This window comes from Amycolatopsis rubida (genome assembly GCF_900115345.1).
GTDB lineage: Bacteria > Actinomycetota > Actinomycetes > Mycobacteriales > Pseudonocardiaceae > Amycolatopsis > Amycolatopsis rubida.
Window position 1 is genome coordinate 223,725 of sequence record NZ_FOWC01000011.1, and the last position, 14,881, is coordinate 238,605.

General features: G+C 70.9%; 11 protein-coding genes. 1 reads left to right on the forward strand and 10 read right to left on the reverse strand.

Going from position 1 to position 14,881, the window contains the following annotated elements:
* Nucleotides 1-62: 62 nt before the first annotated feature.
* Entirely contained in the window at nt 63-1,649 is a 1,587-nt protein-coding gene (locus BM362_RS33755) for a DNA polymerase Y family protein (protein ID WP_167545553.1), read from the reverse strand.
* A gap of 50 nt (nt 1,650-1,699) precedes the next feature.
* Complete coding sequence (locus tag BM362_RS33760) at nt 1,700-2,293, reverse strand: hypothetical protein (RefSeq protein WP_067588179.1); 594 nt, start codon at nt 2,291-2,293, stop codon at nt 1,700-1,702.
* Nucleotides 2,294-4,153: 1,860 nt separating this feature from the next.
* Here BM362_RS33760 and BM362_RS33770 point away from each other — a divergent pair.
* Nucleotides 4,154-4,666 carry a GNAT family N-acetyltransferase gene (locus tag BM362_RS33770; RefSeq protein WP_093575921.1) on the forward strand — a complete coding sequence of 171 codons (513 nt, stop codon included), beginning with the start codon at nt 4,154-4,156 and terminating at the stop codon, nt 4,664-4,666.
* 45 nt (nt 4,667-4,711) lie between these two features.
* Here BM362_RS33770 and purH read toward each other — a convergent pair whose 3' ends face one another.
* The 8 genes from purH to BM362_RS33810 form a co-directional block, all read right to left on the reverse strand.
* On the reverse strand, nt 4,712-6,274 hold the full coding sequence (gene purH / locus BM362_RS33775; protein WP_067588117.1) for a bifunctional phosphoribosylaminoimidazolecarboxamide formyltransferase/IMP cyclohydrolase: 1,563 nt from the start codon (nt 6,272-6,274) through the stop codon (nt 4,712-4,714).
* Entirely contained in the window at nt 6,271-6,888 is a 618-nt protein-coding gene (gene purN / locus BM362_RS33780; RefSeq protein WP_093575922.1) for a phosphoribosylglycinamide formyltransferase, read from the reverse strand. The genes purH and purN overlap by 4 nt, the downstream gene beginning before the upstream one ends.
* 74 nt (nt 6,889-6,962) lie before the next feature.
* Nucleotides 6,963-8,468, reverse strand: coding sequence for a cell division protein PerM (locus tag BM362_RS33785; RefSeq protein WP_167545549.1), 1,506 nt, complete (start codon nt 8,466-8,468; stop codon nt 6,963-6,965).
* Nucleotides 8,469-8,611: 143 nt separating this feature from the next.
* The gene (locus BM362_RS33790) at nt 8,612-9,331 is read right to left on the reverse strand and encodes a DUF5336 domain-containing protein (protein ID WP_093575924.1); all 720 of its coding nucleotides are present in this window, start codon (nt 9,329-9,331) and stop codon (nt 8,612-8,614) included.
* Between the two features lie 217 nt (nt 9,332-9,548).
* Nucleotides 9,549-10,439: a succinate--CoA ligase subunit alpha gene (sucD, locus tag BM362_RS33795; RefSeq protein WP_067588109.1), complete on the reverse strand. Its 891-nt coding sequence runs from the start codon at nt 10,437-10,439 to the stop codon at nt 9,549-9,551.
* 1 nt (nt 10,440) lies between these two features.
* Complete coding sequence (gene sucC, locus BM362_RS33800) at nt 10,441-11,610, reverse strand: ADP-forming succinate--CoA ligase subunit beta (RefSeq protein ID WP_067588107.1); 1,170 nt, start codon at nt 11,608-11,610, stop codon at nt 10,441-10,443.
* Nucleotides 11,611-11,741: 131 nt separating this feature from the next.
* The gene (locus tag BM362_RS33805) at nt 11,742-11,972 is read right to left on the reverse strand and encodes a hypothetical protein (protein ID WP_232791838.1); all 231 of its coding nucleotides are present in this window, start codon (nt 11,970-11,972) and stop codon (nt 11,742-11,744) included.
* A gap of 62 nt (nt 11,973-12,034) precedes the next feature.
* Entirely contained in the window at nt 12,035-13,570 is a 1,536-nt protein-coding gene (locus BM362_RS33810; RefSeq protein WP_244287368.1) for a hypothetical protein, read from the reverse strand.
* Nucleotides 13,571-14,881: the final 1,311 nt, after the last annotated feature.

Here is a 14,881-nt window from a genome sequence, read left to right on the forward strand (position 1 = left end):
CCATCAGGTGCGCATTCCTTCCGTTGACTCCACCGGGTTTTCGGGTTTCTTGGCAGATCGGTTCAGTCGTAGCTTCCCTCCACTGTCCACACTGGATTTTCCGTTCCGGAGCAGAGGACGAGCACCGCCTCCGGCGCTTCGTTCTCCCCTGCCGCGAGCAGCAGTTGCAGCCGGGCTTGCTGCGCTCCGGCCGACCGGCGGCCCGAGGTGACCGGCCACGGACCGGCCCATCCGGTGATCGGCCGCGGCGGCCCGCCCGCGACGCACAGTCCGTGCGGCGGCGCGGTCAGCCGTTTGCGCGAGGTGAGACCTACTGGCCGCCCCTGCTCGTCGATGACCTGGACTGGCAACGGTTGTTCCAGCACCGTCGCGGGGGACGGAGACGGCAACCGGGCAGGCCACGTGGCGTCCGGCGGTCCGGCGGGTTCCCGCGGATCGCCCCACGGAATGAGCCGGACCCGGCTCGCCGGATCGCGCCCGCCGTCGAGCAGCGGCGTGACCACGCCCTCCGGACCGAGCAGACCTTGCACCCGCACGAACGCGCGGCCGGCCCGCTCGGCAGCCAACTCCTCGTCCTCGCCTGGACCGGCCCCGGGATCGCTCCCCCGCCACAGCCCCAGCTGCAATGACCTCCCTTCGACAGTCTCTTCCGGTTCGAGCCGCAACCGCGCGACCCCGGCCGTGGGCCGTTCGCCGGGCGCGGCCTTGAGCCAGCCCTCGAACTGCCACCGGACCCGGTCCGCAACCCCTTGCGGCGTAAGTGGTTCCGCACAACGCCAGACGCGACCGAGCTGCTCGCCGTTCTCGGTGGTCGCGTATATACCCAATCGAGTGCATGCGAGCCCGCGATCGGCGAGCGCGGCGTGGAACCGCGCGCCGAGTTTTTTGGCCGTGAACGCGGCGACGTCCACCCGGGCAAGCACCGGATCGAACGATTCGGCAAGCGACAGTTCCGGCGGCGGACTGCGGCGCAGCGGCGGCCGGTCGGACAGCCCCCGGGCCAGCCGATGCGCGAGCACGCCGGTGCGCCCGAACCGAGCGGCCACGTCCCGCTCGCCGAGTTCGGCGAAGGCACCGAGCGTGCGCAACCCGAGCCGGACGAGCAGACCGGCCAGATCCGCTCGCTCGGCATCCGGCTGGTCCAGCTCAGTCACCGGCAACGGGGCGAGAAATTCGGCGCTCCGCCCGGGTTCGACCAGCGTCCCCTGCCGCGCGGCGAGGGTCGCCGCGAACAGTCCTTCCGCCACGCCGACCTGGCATTCGACCCCCGCTGCCGCGGCCACCTGGTCCACCAGTTTCTCCGCGAGCCGCGGTTCGCCGCCGAAATACCCGGCCGCACCCGCGACGGGAACCGCGAGCAGTCCGGGCCGCACCACTTCCAGCCCGACGACCAGCTCCTCCACCGCCGCCGCGACATTCTCGAAAAACCGCGCGTCCCGCGCCTCGTCTACCCCGAACACCGCCAGGTCGGGGCACTGGGATTCCGCTTCTCGCCGCCGCATGCCGCGCCGGATGTTCCGCGCCCGCGCGACCGCGGTGCACGCCACGACCCGGTTGGCATGGAACACCGCCGCCGGCCGGGTAAGCACGCTCCCCGCCGCGGCTACGGCAGCGACCGCGGGCCAGTCTGGGCACCACAGGACCAGCATCCGCACCGGATGACGGCGCGGATCTTTTTGTCCTTTGTGGACACTCTGGTTCACCCGACCGCCTCTTCCCGTGCCACGACGCGCTTCTCTCCCCGGGAAACCCGGCCGTCCTGGCCGGGCAGAAGCATCGATGCCGACCGAGGCCGGGCCGCCGCACCGCGTCCGCGGGCGTGCACCTCGACCGGACGGGAACGGAGGTGCCCGGCGCCGTGTTCGAGCACCCCGGTCCAGGCACCTGGGGTGCAGTGCAGCTCGACGTCGGCGGAAGGCCAGTGCCCCAGCGAAAGCAGCACCGCCCCGCGATGCCGAGCCCGCGCCGCGAGCCTCCGCGCGACGTCCGGCCGAACTGACCGAGGCTCGGTGACGACGAGGTCGACGCCGTCGAGCAAAGCGGCCAGCACCGCCTGGTATTCGGCCCCCGGCCACGGAACCAACGCGAGCCGCGAAACGGCGACGCCCTGTTCGGCCGCCGCGACGATTCCCAGCGACGGGGCCCCGACCACCGCGGCCCACGCCCCGGCGACGGTCGCCTCCGCGAGCAACGCGAACAGCAGCGAGGTGGAGTGGTGAACCGCGACGACGCTTCCGCGGCGCAACCCGGCCCCGGGGAGGAGATCGGCCAGGGCTGGGGCCACCGGAAGCATCCGCCCGGCAGCCTGACCCCAGTCGGCCCGGGTAGCCCGCTCGGCGGCGACGGTGCTGGCGGTGCTGACGCCGGGGAGTGCGGTCAGTTTGGCCAACGGGTCCGCCGGTGAGGGCGGGTCCGTTGGCCGGAGCCGGGTCGGGGGGCGGAGTTTCGAGGGTTCGGGAGTTGCTGGGCGCAGTGGAGTCGGCGGGGACTCGGGTTGAGCTTCCTGGCCGGGCTCGGTCTGCGGACCTGGAGGAGTTTCCGGGCGCGGCTGAGCAGGCGGGGTGCGTGGAGACCCAGGCCGAGCTGCCGGGCCAAGTCCAGTCAGCGAACCGGAAGGAGCTTCCGGGCGGAGACGAGCCGGCGGCTCGGAGGAAGTCTCCGGACCGGATTCCATTGCCGGATCAGCCAGAACCAGCGGACGAAGCCGAGTCGGCAGCTCGTCCGAAGGCACTGACTCAGGCGGGCAGTCCGAGCCGGGATCAGCTGGCGGCGCACTCGGGGTCGACGGCTCGGGCGAGGTTTCCGGACTCGATCCCGCTGGAGCAAGCGAGCGAAGACGAGTCGATGACTCCGATTCAGGCTGAGGCGGCGAATCGCGCTCAGCAGATGAGCGAGTGGCAGGCTGACTCGCCGGGATGAGCGGAGTCGGTGAACCAGGCTCGCTGGACACGCGCGAGCCAGCAGACGACGCGGCACCGGCGGGGCGAGGCTCGCGGCCGGATTCGGCCGACCGGGCCTGCGAACGAAGTCCGGTAGGCGACCGGGCTTCTGCCATCCCGCCGGAGTCGGCCGGCGGCCATGGCTCGAACGCTGCGCCCAGAGAGCTCAGCCGGGTGCGGGATCCGTTTTCCCCCAACGAGAACATCAACCTCGGGGAACCCGCGGACATGGCGGCAACTGGTGTCCGTTCCTTCGCCAGTGCTTCGATCGCCGACCACGGCACCAGTACTTCCCACGAGCGTGCCGGCCGCGCCTCCGGCACGCTCGCGGGCGCGGAAGCCTGGGTTTCCGCGGCGGAAAAGATTTCCCGAGACGACCGCGCCGGCAGGGCCGAAATTCCCGCAGCGCCAAGGAGATCGGTCGTGGCGGAATCAGCAGGCAGAACCGGAGTGCGCAGTTTCCCGGACGCCACCGAAGCGTCGCTCGTCGCGGAAGCGGCCTCGACCAGAGCCACAGCGCCGCCCGCTGCGGACAGCGCCCCGGCCAAAGACCGAGCACCACCCGCCGCAGACCCCGCCCCAGCCGGAGACCGAGCACCACCCGCCGCAGACCCCGCCCCAGCCGAAGACCGAGCACCACCCGCCGCAGACCCCGCCCCGGCCGAAGACCGAGCGCCACCCGCTCCCGACGTCTTCCCGGTCGCGGCCGAAGAAGCGTTCGCCGCCAAGGCTTCCGAAACCACCCCGGCCCGAGCCGAAGCCTCGCCCGCTCCCCGAAAACCAGCCGAGACACCGTCCGCGGAAGTCCCCCCAGCCTCGCCAGCCGCCCCCGCGGCCGGGGAAACCCTTGCCCCTTCCGCGATCTCCGAAGCAAACCCCGAAGAAGCAGCCCCCAAAGCCGCTCCGGTCGTCACCGATTTCTCCTTCCGCCGGGATCGGCCGACGGTCCGTCCCGGGACAGGTCGTCACACCTGGCCCGGGACGGACGCCGACACACCGCGGGGAAGGCGGTTCCGCATCCTCATCCGTGCGGAAACCGCACGGTCACCCAACAATCGCACCCAAAAACACACCACTGCGCCGAACAGAATCGAACACCCGTTCGACACCATCCAGTCTCGCCCGCCCCTCCCCTGCTGTCAAGCACGAGCCGGGGAAAGAACCCGGACGATCACCGGACACCAGGAAAACCGCTCTTTACACTGGGGACCCTGATGAAGACAGGACACATCGCCCTGCGGGGTTTCGCCGAAGCCGACCTTCCGGTGCTCGACCGGTTCTCCACGGACCCGGACGGCACCGGGACCTTCCAATGGACGAATTTCACCGGACCGCGGGCACGACGCCGGTTCGCCGAGGACGGGTTCCTCAGCCCGGCCTCAAGCGCGGTCGCGGTGACTGTCGGCTCGGTCGTCGCCGGGATGGCCACCTGGGAGGCAGCCGACCGGGGCGGGCCCGCCGGCGGGTGCTTCCGGGTCGGCGTCGCGTTGCTGCCGGACTACCGCGGCCACGGCACCGACGCGAAGGCCTACCAACTGCTCGTCGACCAGGTCTTCCGGCACACCCGTGCGCACCGGCTCGAAGCCTTCGTCGACAGCGAGGACGTCGCCGGGCAGCACACGCTGGAGAAAACCGGCTTCCACCGCGAAGGCCTGCTGTGCCAGGTCACCTGGCGCGACGGCGGCTACCGCGACGAGGTCGTCTACGCGATCCTGCGCGAGGGATGAAAAAACCGGCCGGGCCCCGAAGGTCCCGGCCGGCCAGCAGAAAAGTCAGTGCGCGAAGTGGCGCGTTCCGGTGAGGTACAGCGTGATCCCGGCGGCCTCGGCGGCGGCGATCACCTCGGCGTCGCGGATGGACCCGCCGGGCTGCACGACGGCTCGCACGCCGGCCTCGATCAGCACCTCCAGCCCGTCCGGGAACGGGAAGAACGCGTCCGACGCGCCGACCGAGCCCTTCGCCCGGTCGCCCGCCCGCGCGACCGCCAGCCGCGACGAGTCGACGCGGTTGACCTGTCCCATGCCGACGCCGACGGTCGCCTGCTCGTGCGCCAGCAGGATCGCGTTGGACTTCACCGCGCGCAGCGCCCGCCACGCGAATTCCAGGTCCGCCAGGGTCTGCTCGTCGGCGGGCGAGCCGGTGGCCAGCTCCCAGTTCGCCGGGTCGTCGCCGGGGGCGTCGATCGCGTCGGCGGTCTGCACGAGCACGCCGCCGGAGATCGGCCGCAGCTCCGCCGGGGCCGCGTTCTCGATCGCGGGCAGCTTCAGCAGCCGCACGTTCTTCTTGCGCTGCAAGATCTCCAGCGCTTCCGGCTCGAAGTCGGGGGCGAGCACGACCTCGGTGAACACCTCGGCGATCTGCTCCGCCGCCGCGACGCTCACCGGCCGGTTCGTGGCGATCACGCCGCCGTACGCGGACACCGGGTCGCAGGCGTGCGCCTTGCGGTGCGCTTCGGCGACGTCCGCGCCGACAGCGATCCCGCACGGGTTGGCGTGCTTGATGATCGCGACAGCCGGCTCCGAGAAATCGAAGGCGGCCCGGCGCGCGGCGTCGGTGTCGACGTAGTTGTTGTACGACATCGCCTTGCCGTGAAGCTGCTCCGCGTGCGCGAGGCCCGGCTGCGCGCCGCGGTACAGCGCCGCCTTCTGGTGCGGGTTCTCGCCGTAGCGCAGTACGTCCGCACGGTCCCACGTCGCGCCGAGGAAGTCCGGGAAGCCGCTGTCGTCCGAAGGCGCGTACGCGTTGGCGAACCAGGACGCGACAGCCGTGTCGTACGCAGCCGTGTGCGCGTACGCCTGCGCAGCGAGCCGCTTGCGGTCCGAGAGTTCGAAGCCGCCCGCGGAGACCTGCTCAAGCACCCATTCATACCGCGCCGGATCCACGACGACAGCGACGCTGCCGTGGTTCTTCGCGGCCGCGCGCACCATCGCGGGACCGCCGATGTCGATGTTCTCGACGCAGTCCTCAAAGCTCGCGCCGGACGCGACAGTCGCCTGGAACGGGTACAGGTTCACCACGAGCAGGTCGAACGCCGCGATGTCGAGCTGCTTGAGCTGTGCGACGTGGTCGTCGTTGCCCTGGTCGGCGAGGAGCCCGGCGTGCACGCGCGGGTGCAGCGTCTTGACCCGGCCGTCGAACGACTCGGGGAACCCGGTGACCTGCTCGACCGGCGTGACCGGGACCCCGGCGTTCGCGATGACCTTCGCCGTGCCGCCGGTCGACACGATCTCGACGCCGGCCGCGTGCAGGCCGGTCGCGAGCTCGAGCAGGCCGGCCTTGTCCGAGACGCCGATCAGCGCGCGCCGGACCGGGCGCCGTCCCTGTGCTGTGCTCACGAAAACCTCACCTTTCGTCCGTCCACGGTGCACCCACCACGGCCGAGTCGCTCGATCGTTTCAACCAGCAGCCTGCGTTCCACGGCTTTGATCCGCTCGTGCAGGACGTCTTCGGTGTCGTCGTTCTCCACCGGCACCGCCTCCTGGGCGATGACCGGGCCCGTGTCCACCCCGGCGTCGACGAAATGCACCGTCGATCCGGTGACCCGCACGCCCGCGGCCAGCGCGTCGGCGACCGCGTGCATCCCGGGGAACGACGGCAGCAGCGCGGGGTGGGTGTTGATCACGCGGCCCGCGAACCGCGACAGGAACTCCGGCCCCAGGATCTTCATGAAGCCCGCGGACACCACAAGGTCGGGCTGATAGGCCGCGACCGCCTCGGCGAGCGAGCGGTCCCACGCGGCCCGGTCCGGATGGTCGGCGACGCGCACGGTGAACGACGGCACGTCCGCCCGCTCCGCTCGCGCGAGCGCCTCGATTCCGGTGCGGTCGGCTCCGACCGCGACGACCGAGGCCGGGAACCCGGGCTGTTCGACCGCGTCGAGCACGGCCTGCAGCAGCGTGCCGGAACCGGACGCGAGCACGACGATCTTCACCGGAGTGGGCAGTTCCAAGCGGCTGGCCAGAACGGGCTCCTTGCACGGCGGTACGCCTCGGGCGCACGGCGCTTCACCAGGTCGCCCCAACCCTAACGGTCGTCCTCGGCGGGCTTCGCGTCGCCGGAGTCCTCGGTGGACTCGGTCACAGCCTCCGGCTCCTCGGCGGGGCTTTCGGGCTTGTCCCCGGTCTCGGCGGCTTCGGTTTCCGGCTCGTCCTCCGGCAGGTCCAGGCCCAGCTCCGCGTCGGCCTCGGCGTCGAAGTCCTCGTCGGCCTCGGCCGAGTCCTCCTCGGATTCCTCGCCCTCGTCCGCGACGTCCTCGTCGGACTCGGACTCCTCCGGCTCAGCATCCTCGGACTCGGCTTCGGACTCGGGCTCGGCCTCGTCCTGCACCTCAAGCGAGCCGACCGGCGGCACCGGAGCGTGCGCCCCCGCGAAGAAGGCCACGAACCCGGCCGGAATCACGATCCAGCAGAAGGCGACGATCGACGCCACCCCGACCGGCACGCTGACCGGGTCGAACGGACCGTCGCCGAGCCGTCCGCCGGCGAGCGTGCCCAGCAGCACGCAGCCGAACCCGACGACCGCGCCCGCGACGACCACGGCCCGCAGCCGCCCCGCCGGGTCCTCGTCCACCGCGCGGACCGACCAGCCGACCAGCACTCCGATCGCCAGCGGCAGCACCAGCAGCACCGGCCACCACGACGCGGCGTGCTCGGGAATGCCGCCGAGCAGCGGAACCCCGGGGACGGAACCGCCGCGGTAGCCGATGAGGTGCACGTCGAGGCTGCCGATGCTGAACCCGGGACCGCTCACGAACGACATCGCGGCGACCACAGCGTTCGGCAGGTACAGCACGGAAAGCAGGAACAGGCCGAAGCTGCTCCCGAACGACGGCTCGAACAGGCTGGCCACCGTGCGCGCGGACAGCGCCGTGGCGGCGGTCAGTGTCAGCGCGCCAGCGGCCAGCAGCGCGAACAGTCCGAGCAGGCCCGCGCGCAGACCGCGAAGAGCCAGCGGGTCGAGCCGGTCGGCGAGCACCTGCGGCATCCCGAACCGGCGAAGCACCCCGCCGGTGGCCGCGAGTCCGGAGATCGCGGCAGGCACCACCGCGGCGAGCCAGAAGTTAGCCCGTACCGGTTCGCCGATCGACAGCAGCGAAATCAGCACGCCGAACAGCAGATGCGCACCGGAAATCGTGGCGATCAACGGGACCGCGTGCCGCGGCCTGGCGCAGTGAAGCCGTCGCACGGCCTTGGCCGCCGCCCGCGCGACCAGCAGCACGACGCCGATCGTCGGCAGCAGCGGCAGCATCCCGAGCGGATGGCCGCCGATCCCGAGTTCGACCTGGTAGGCGGCCAGCCAGCCGGGTCCCGCCGACAGCAGCACGCCGCCCGCGGAAAAGATCGCGTGCTGGGCGGTCAGGGTGACGAGCGCGAGCAACGTGGCGACCACCGCGTAGCCGGTGACGAGCGGGCCGAGCGCCGCGGCGAGCAACACCCGGAACCGGGGAACATCCTGGTCAAGGGAGTCGCCCACCGGCTCGTCGCCCGCGGGGCGGCCGGGACTGGTGAGCACCTGCATGTCCTCGACCATGACATCCGCGCTCGGCCGTCCGGGTGAGGCACGCCGCCCGGCGGACGTGGCGAATCCAACGCCCACCCGGTCGTGGCACCAGGCCAAGAAAAACACCCGCTGTGACACGGAGAGTCACAGCGGGTGGGTAATGCGAAGGGGTTTCAGCCTTGCTGTCCGAAACCTCCGGGCGGCGTGCCCGGTTTGTTCTGGTCAGCGGGCGGCTGGAAGAACTGGCCCTGCTGCGGCGCGTACGTCGTGGCCTGCTGCCCCGGCGTCGGCGAGGACGGCGGCTGCTGTCCAGGCGCTTGCGGCGGCTGCTGACCCTGCTGTCCGGGAGCCGGCTGGTACTGCGTCGGCTGGTACTGGCCCTGCTGGCCGTAGGGCTGCTGATACGCCGGAGCGGACGGCTGCGGCACCGGCGGCTTGAGCACGCCGTACTCGAACAGCAGCACGGTGACCGACGCGGCCGCCTGCAGGAGACCGAGGATCAGCACCACGATCACGATGGCCGACGTACGCCCGGAGATGACGGCGTCGAGCGCGCCCAGCCCGCCGACCACGCTGAACAGCGCGGCGAACGGCAGCGTCTTCGGCCCCTTGGGCAGCAGGTTCAGCGCCGACAGCAGACCGCCGACGAGCAGGAACAGAATGGGCTGCCCGGCCGTGCCCGCCTCGGAAGCGAAGCCGAGGAAGTACTGCACCACTCCGAGCCCGGCCACGCCGAGGGACAGCAGCAGCGGAAGGTTCGGCGGCGCTCCAGCACCCGCGGCAGGCGGGCCCTGCTGCGGCTGGGGCTGCTGCGGGAACCCGCCCGACGGGGGCGGTCCCTGGGACGGCTGGCCCTGCTGGGGGTAGCCGGGCCCGCCACTGGGGAAGGTCATCGGAAGCTCTCCTGTCTCATCGACCGGTGGTTCGGGATCCGGTGGCGCCCGGGGTGCACCGGCGGCGTCCCCCGCTCACGAGTGACTGCACGCTAGCGCATCCGCGATGGGCGTCCGCGACGTTGGACGCACTGAACGCCGGATCGGTTGCGGGCGGAAACGACGGAGGCCGGGCACCGCGTCGGTGCCCGGCCTCCGCCAGAGGAGTCGCTGCTGGTCAGCCGAGGCTGTTGTACAGCTCCCGGGCGAGAACCGCGGTCTCGCTCGGGGTCTTGCCGACCTTGACGCCGGCAGCCTCGAGGGCCTCCTTCTTCGCCGCGGCGGTGCCCGACGAACCGGAGACGATCGCGCCCGCGTGGCCCATCGTCTTGCCCTCGGGGGCGGTGAAGCCCGCGACGTAGCCGACGACCGGCTTGGTCACGTTCTCCTTGATGTAGGCCGCGGCGCGCTCCTCGGCGTCGCCGCCGATCTCGCCGATCATCACGATGACCTTGGTGTCGGCGTCCTTCTCGAACGCCTCAAGGGCGTCGATGTGGGTGGTGCCGATGACCGGGTCGCCGCCGATGCCGACGGCGGTGGAGAAGCCGATGTCGCGCAGCTCGTACATCATCTGGTAGGTCAGCGTGCCCGACTTCGACACGAGGCCGATGCCGCCGGCCTCGGTGATGTCGGACGGGATGATGCCCGCGTTCGACTTGCCGGGGCTGATCACGCCGGGGCAGTTCGGCCCGATGATCCGGGTCTTGTTGCCGGTCGCGACCGCGTGCGCCCAGAAGTAGGCCGAGTCGTGCACCGGGATGCCCTCGGTGATGACGACCGCCAGCGGGATCTCGGCGTCGATCGCCTCGATGACCGCGTCCTTGGCGAACTTCGGCGGCACGAAGATGACCGACACGTCGGCGCCGGTCTCCTTGATGGCCTCCTCGACCGTGCCGAACACGGTGAGGTCCTTGCCCTCGATGGTGACCGTCTGGCCGGCCTTGCGGGCGTTGACGCCGCCCACGATGTTGGTGCCGGACTTCAGCATCTTGGTCGCGTGCTTCATGCCCTCGGAGCCGGTGAGCCCCTGGACGATGACCTTGCTGTTCTCGTTGATCAGGATCGACATCTCACGCACCTGCCGCGGCGAGCTCGGCAGCCTTGTCGGCCGCGTTGTCCATTGTGTCCACCACGGTGACCAGCGGGTGGTTCGCGTCGGCCAGGATCTGGCGACCCTCGACGACGTTGTTGCCGTCCAGGCGGACGACCAGCGGCTTGGTGGCCTCGTCGCCCAGGATCTTCAGCGCCTCGACGATGCCGTTCGCGACCGCGTCGCAGGCGGTGATGCCGCCGAAGACGTTCACGAACACGCTCTTCACGTCGGTGTCGTTGAGGATGACGTCCAGCCCGGCCGCCATGACCTCGGCCGACGCGCCGCCGCCGATGTCGAGGAAGTTGGCCGGCTTCACGCCGCCGTGCTTCTCGCCCGCGTACGCCACGACGTCCAAAGTGGACATCACGAGGCCCGCGCCGTTGCCGATGATGCCGACCTCGCCCTCAAGCTTGACGTAGTTGAGGTTCTTGGCCTTGGCCTTCGCCTCAAGCGGGTTCTCGGCCTGCTTGTCGACGAGTTCCTCGTGCGCCGGGTGGCGGAAGGAGGCGTTCTCGTCGAGGGTGACCTTGCCGTCGAGGGCGATGATCTTGTCCTGCGGGTCGCGGACCAGCGGGTTGACCTCGACCAGGGTGGCGTCCTCGGAGACGAAGGTCTCCCACAGCTTCACCACGACGTCGGCGGCCTCGTCGATGATCTCGGCCGGGAAGTTGCCGGCCTTGAGGATCTCGAGCGCCGTCGCCTTGTCGACGCCCTTGATCGCGTCGACCGGGATCCTGGCGAGCGCGTCCGGGCGCTCGACCGCGAGCTGCTCGATCTCCATGCCGCCCTCGGACGACGCCATCGCGAGGAAAGTGCGGTTGGCGCGGTCGAGAAGGAAGGAGAAGTAGTACTCGGACGCGATGTCCGAGGCTTCCGCCACCAGCACGCGGTGCGTGATGTGGCCCTTGATGTCGAGGCCGAGAATGGCTTCCGCCTTCTCCTTCGCCTCGTCGGGCGTCTGGGCCAGCTTGACGCCGCCCGCCTTGCCCCGGCCGCCGACCTTCACCTGCGCCTTGACGACGACCTGGGTGCCGATCTGCTCCGCGGCGGCCTTGGCTTCTTCCGGGGTGCTTGCCACGGCACCCGGCAGAACCGGTACTCCGTGGGCGGCGAAGAGATCCCTCGCCTGGTACTCGTAGAGGTCCACTACTCCAGTCTCCTGACGACACGCCACTGTGGTGGTCCGTTTTCCGGACCGCGCTGTCGGACCAGTCGAGGTTAGCGACCAGCGCAGACGCAGGGGACGCCGCACCTGGTGAAGTCGGTCACCGTACGCGGTCAGAGGGTGTGAGTCCGCCCACCGACAAGCATTTCGGCGGCCTTTTCCGGGCTTTCGGAGCCCAACTCGATCACCGTGGTGCCGGAGAGCGCTTCCGTGAGACCTTCGGGCACTGGACCGCCGAGGAGGCCCAGAATGTCTGGATCCTCCTGTTCGGTGGTGCGCACGATCTTTTCCGCCGTGTCGAGGTGTCCTCCGTGGACGACTTCGAGACCGGCGTCGCGCAGCATTCGCGCCAACGGAATCGCCGCGGTTTCTTCAGCCAGCTCCACGAGGACGACGCGCCGCGGATTCACTTCCTCGCACCGGCAGCCGCGATGACCGCGGTGCTCGCTGCCGCCACGACCGCAGCGAGCCCGAGCCAGCACCCAGCGCCCGGCTTCGCGGTGTAGAACAGCGAACTGACCAGCGGGATCTCGGCGACGTGCAAGGCAAGGAGCACCGCCGTCGCGGTCAGCCCCGCCGCCGCGGCACCAGGCCGTGAACGAACGCTCAACCCGAGCGTCCCGAGAACGACGAGCAGCGCGGCGAGCAATCCCCACGACGGAGTGTCGAAATCGGACCAGAGACCGGGCGGCGCGTAATCCTGCGCGGTGAACACCGGCGTGCCGAACGTCGCGATCGCCAGCACCGCGGTGATTCCGGCCGGAATCACCGCGGTGGATCGCGGTCCTTCGGTACCAGTGTCGTCACGTTCCACGACGCCGGTGATCACCGCGGCCAATCCGGTAAGCCCGGCGAGACCGAGCGCGATCGCGGTGAAAACGGCTCCCGCGCCGAGGTGGTAGCTGATCGCGCCGCCGAGCCCGCCGAGCCCAGTCGCTTCGGAAGCGGTGATGGCCGTGCTGAGAACCGCTGTTCCCGCGAGAACAACGCCAGCCCACAACACCGCGAGAATTCCGCGCGCGATCGGCGCGGTGCGGCGGACGAGAAGGAAAGGTGTTGGCAGCACGACAAGAATGGCCGCGATCAGCAGTTGCAGCCGTGCCGGGCTGTCCGTGCTGTTGCCGAGCTGCGGAGCGTACGCGCCGATCGCCGCCGCGATTCCGGTCAGCACCGCGAGCAGCCCGGTGAGCGCGCGCCAGATGGTGAGCCCGGGGACGCGGGCCTCGCCGGCCAGGTCGGTGCGCTCGGCCTGCGTCTGCTGCGGTGTCGCAAGTGGAGTGAGGACGAGGACCAGCACCATCGGCACGACGGCGAGGTACGCGCCCGTTGAGACTGCCAGCCCCGACACAGCGAGCCCCGCGACGAACGTCGGCACCGCGACGGCTAGCACCGCCGCGACAATCCCGCCGAGCGTCCCGCGAGCGACGCCGTCGGAGCCGGCGAAAACCCCGAGCACCGCGGCGACCGGCAGCGCACCGGCGAGAAGGAGGTAACCGGCGAGCGCTAGCCCCGGACCTTCAAATGCTGACCGCGCAAGGAGAAACGGGTCGTCCGAGAGCACGGGAGTCATCAATAGCCCGACCGCGGCGACGACGGCGAGCAGCGGAATGATCAGCCGCCAACGGCGTTTGTCGTCGCCGCCAGCGATCTCGTTGCGCTCCCGCACGACGCGCGCGGCCACTATCCCGGCGGCGAGCGTCAGCAGATGCCCGGCGATCAGCAGCCAGAACCCGATGCCGACGCCGCTGCGGTCGAGCAGCCGGTCCGGGAGATACAGCTCGGGGCGGATGGTTTTGGAACCGTTGACGAGGAACTGGAGATCGAGGACCAGCCGCCCCGGCGCGAGGGCGGCGAGACCGGTGACGAGACCGGCGGACAGCCCGTGCCGCCCGCTGCGAGCCGCCGCGACCGCGATCCCGGCCGGGACGACGGCGAGGATCACGAGAAGCGGCCAGGAGAGGTAGCCGGGCCCGGCGTCAGGCGAGACCGGGGCGATGGCGCCGGCGGCCAGGGCCAGGGAGCCGACGGCGAGGAGAGCGGTGGCGGCTCGGAGCCTTGGGGAAGGGGTTTGGTCGGTGAGGTCCAGGAGGGTCTCGCCTTGGCGGTCCGCGTCTTGGCGGTCCGTGTCTCGGCGGTTTGTGTCTCGGCGGTTTGTGTCTCGGCGGTTTGTGTCTCGGCGGTTTGTGTCTCGGCGGTTTGTGTCTCGGCGGTTTGTGTCTCGGCGGTTTGCGTCTCGGCGATCCGTGTCTTGGCGGTCCGCGTCTCGACGGTTTGCGTCTCGGCGATCCGTGTCTCGACGGTTTGCGTCTCGGCGATCCGTGTCTCGGCGGTCCGCGTCTCGACGGTCCGTGTCCTGGCGGCTGGGGATGGTCCGGGGCGCGGACCTCGGCTCGACCGGGATGGCGGCGGACTTCTGGCTGGTCAGGCCAGCCTCGTCGCGCTGTCGCCTGGCGGCGGGTTCCCGGTTGGCGGGGCTTTCCGCCGCGGGCTGGTCGCGGGCAGCCGGATCGGCTGAGCTTTCCGCGGAAGTCTCCCCGCTGCGGCGAGGCGACTCGGCGGGACTCGGCGGCCTCGGCTCGGTGCCGCTGGACGAGTCAGCCGAACGTTCAGCAGGATCCTTCCCGCGGCGACGAGACGAGTCGGCTGGATCCGATGTGGCGCGATCGGCGTCGCGGCGGGCTCGGGCGCGGGCGGCGGCCTTGCGCTCGGCGAGGCTGGGACGCCGGGGTCCGGCGGGACGGCCCGGGGTGTCCGGGGCGGAATCGCCGTCGGAAGGCTCTGGGGTCGGCGGAGTCATCGCTCGCGACGCTAGCAAGGACCTGTCCCCGCGCGGGGACAACAGGGCCGCCTCGACCAGGCCGGAACGCACTTCCAGGTGAATTCCCCGCCGGATGAACCTTCGGGCGTTCCCGCGCGTCTGACGGGTGCGAAGAAAAAATTCCGCCGATCCGCGTAAGAGGGGCGCGGGCCGGAGGTCTCGACGGCAGAGGGACCGGAGGGAGCTGTCGGGGAAAACTTCGGGGAAGTCGCGTAAGGGAGTGGCGTTCGGGGCGTCACTCCGGCGCGGGACGAAGCACGGGGACACATCGCGGGGGCGATGGACGAGGTCGGATGCCTGTTCGCGGCAGGTGCCCGACCTGGTCGCGGAGGGGAGCCGCGGCGGGTGCCGGAAGGTCGTGGGGACGGCCTGCCGGGACTGAGGTGGAGAGGGCCGAGGCCTGCCGGGGAGGGCAGGTGAACGGCCGCGTCGCGG

Bases quoted from the DNA above. Each gene is read 5' to 3' on its own strand.
- BM362_RS33755 (WP_167545553.1), bottom strand. From the start codon at position 1,649: ATGCTGGTCCTGTGGTGCCCAGACTGGCCCGCGGTCGCTGCCGTAGCC.
- BM362_RS33760 (WP_067588179.1), bottom strand. From the start codon at position 2,293: ATGCTTCCGGTGGCCCCAGCCCTGGCCGATCTCCTCCCCGGGGCCGGG.
- BM362_RS33770 (WP_093575921.1), top strand. From the start codon at position 4,154: ATGAAGACAGGACACATCGCCCTGCGGGGTTTCGCCGAAGCCGACCTT.
- BM362_RS33785 (WP_167545549.1), bottom strand. From the start codon at position 8,468: ATGGTCGAGGACATGCAGGTGCTCACCAGTCCCGGCCGCCCCGCGGGC.
- BM362_RS33790 (WP_093575924.1), bottom strand. From the start codon at position 9,331: ATGACCTTCCCCAGTGGCGGGCCCGGCTACCCCCAGCAGGGCCAGCCG.
- sucD (WP_067588109.1), bottom strand. From the start codon at position 10,439: ATGTCGATCCTGATCAACGAGAACAGCAAGGTCATCGTCCAGGGGCTC.
- BM362_RS33805 (WP_232791838.1), bottom strand. From the start codon at position 11,972: ATGCTGCGCGACGCCGGTCTCGAAGTCGTCCACGGAGGACACCTCGAC.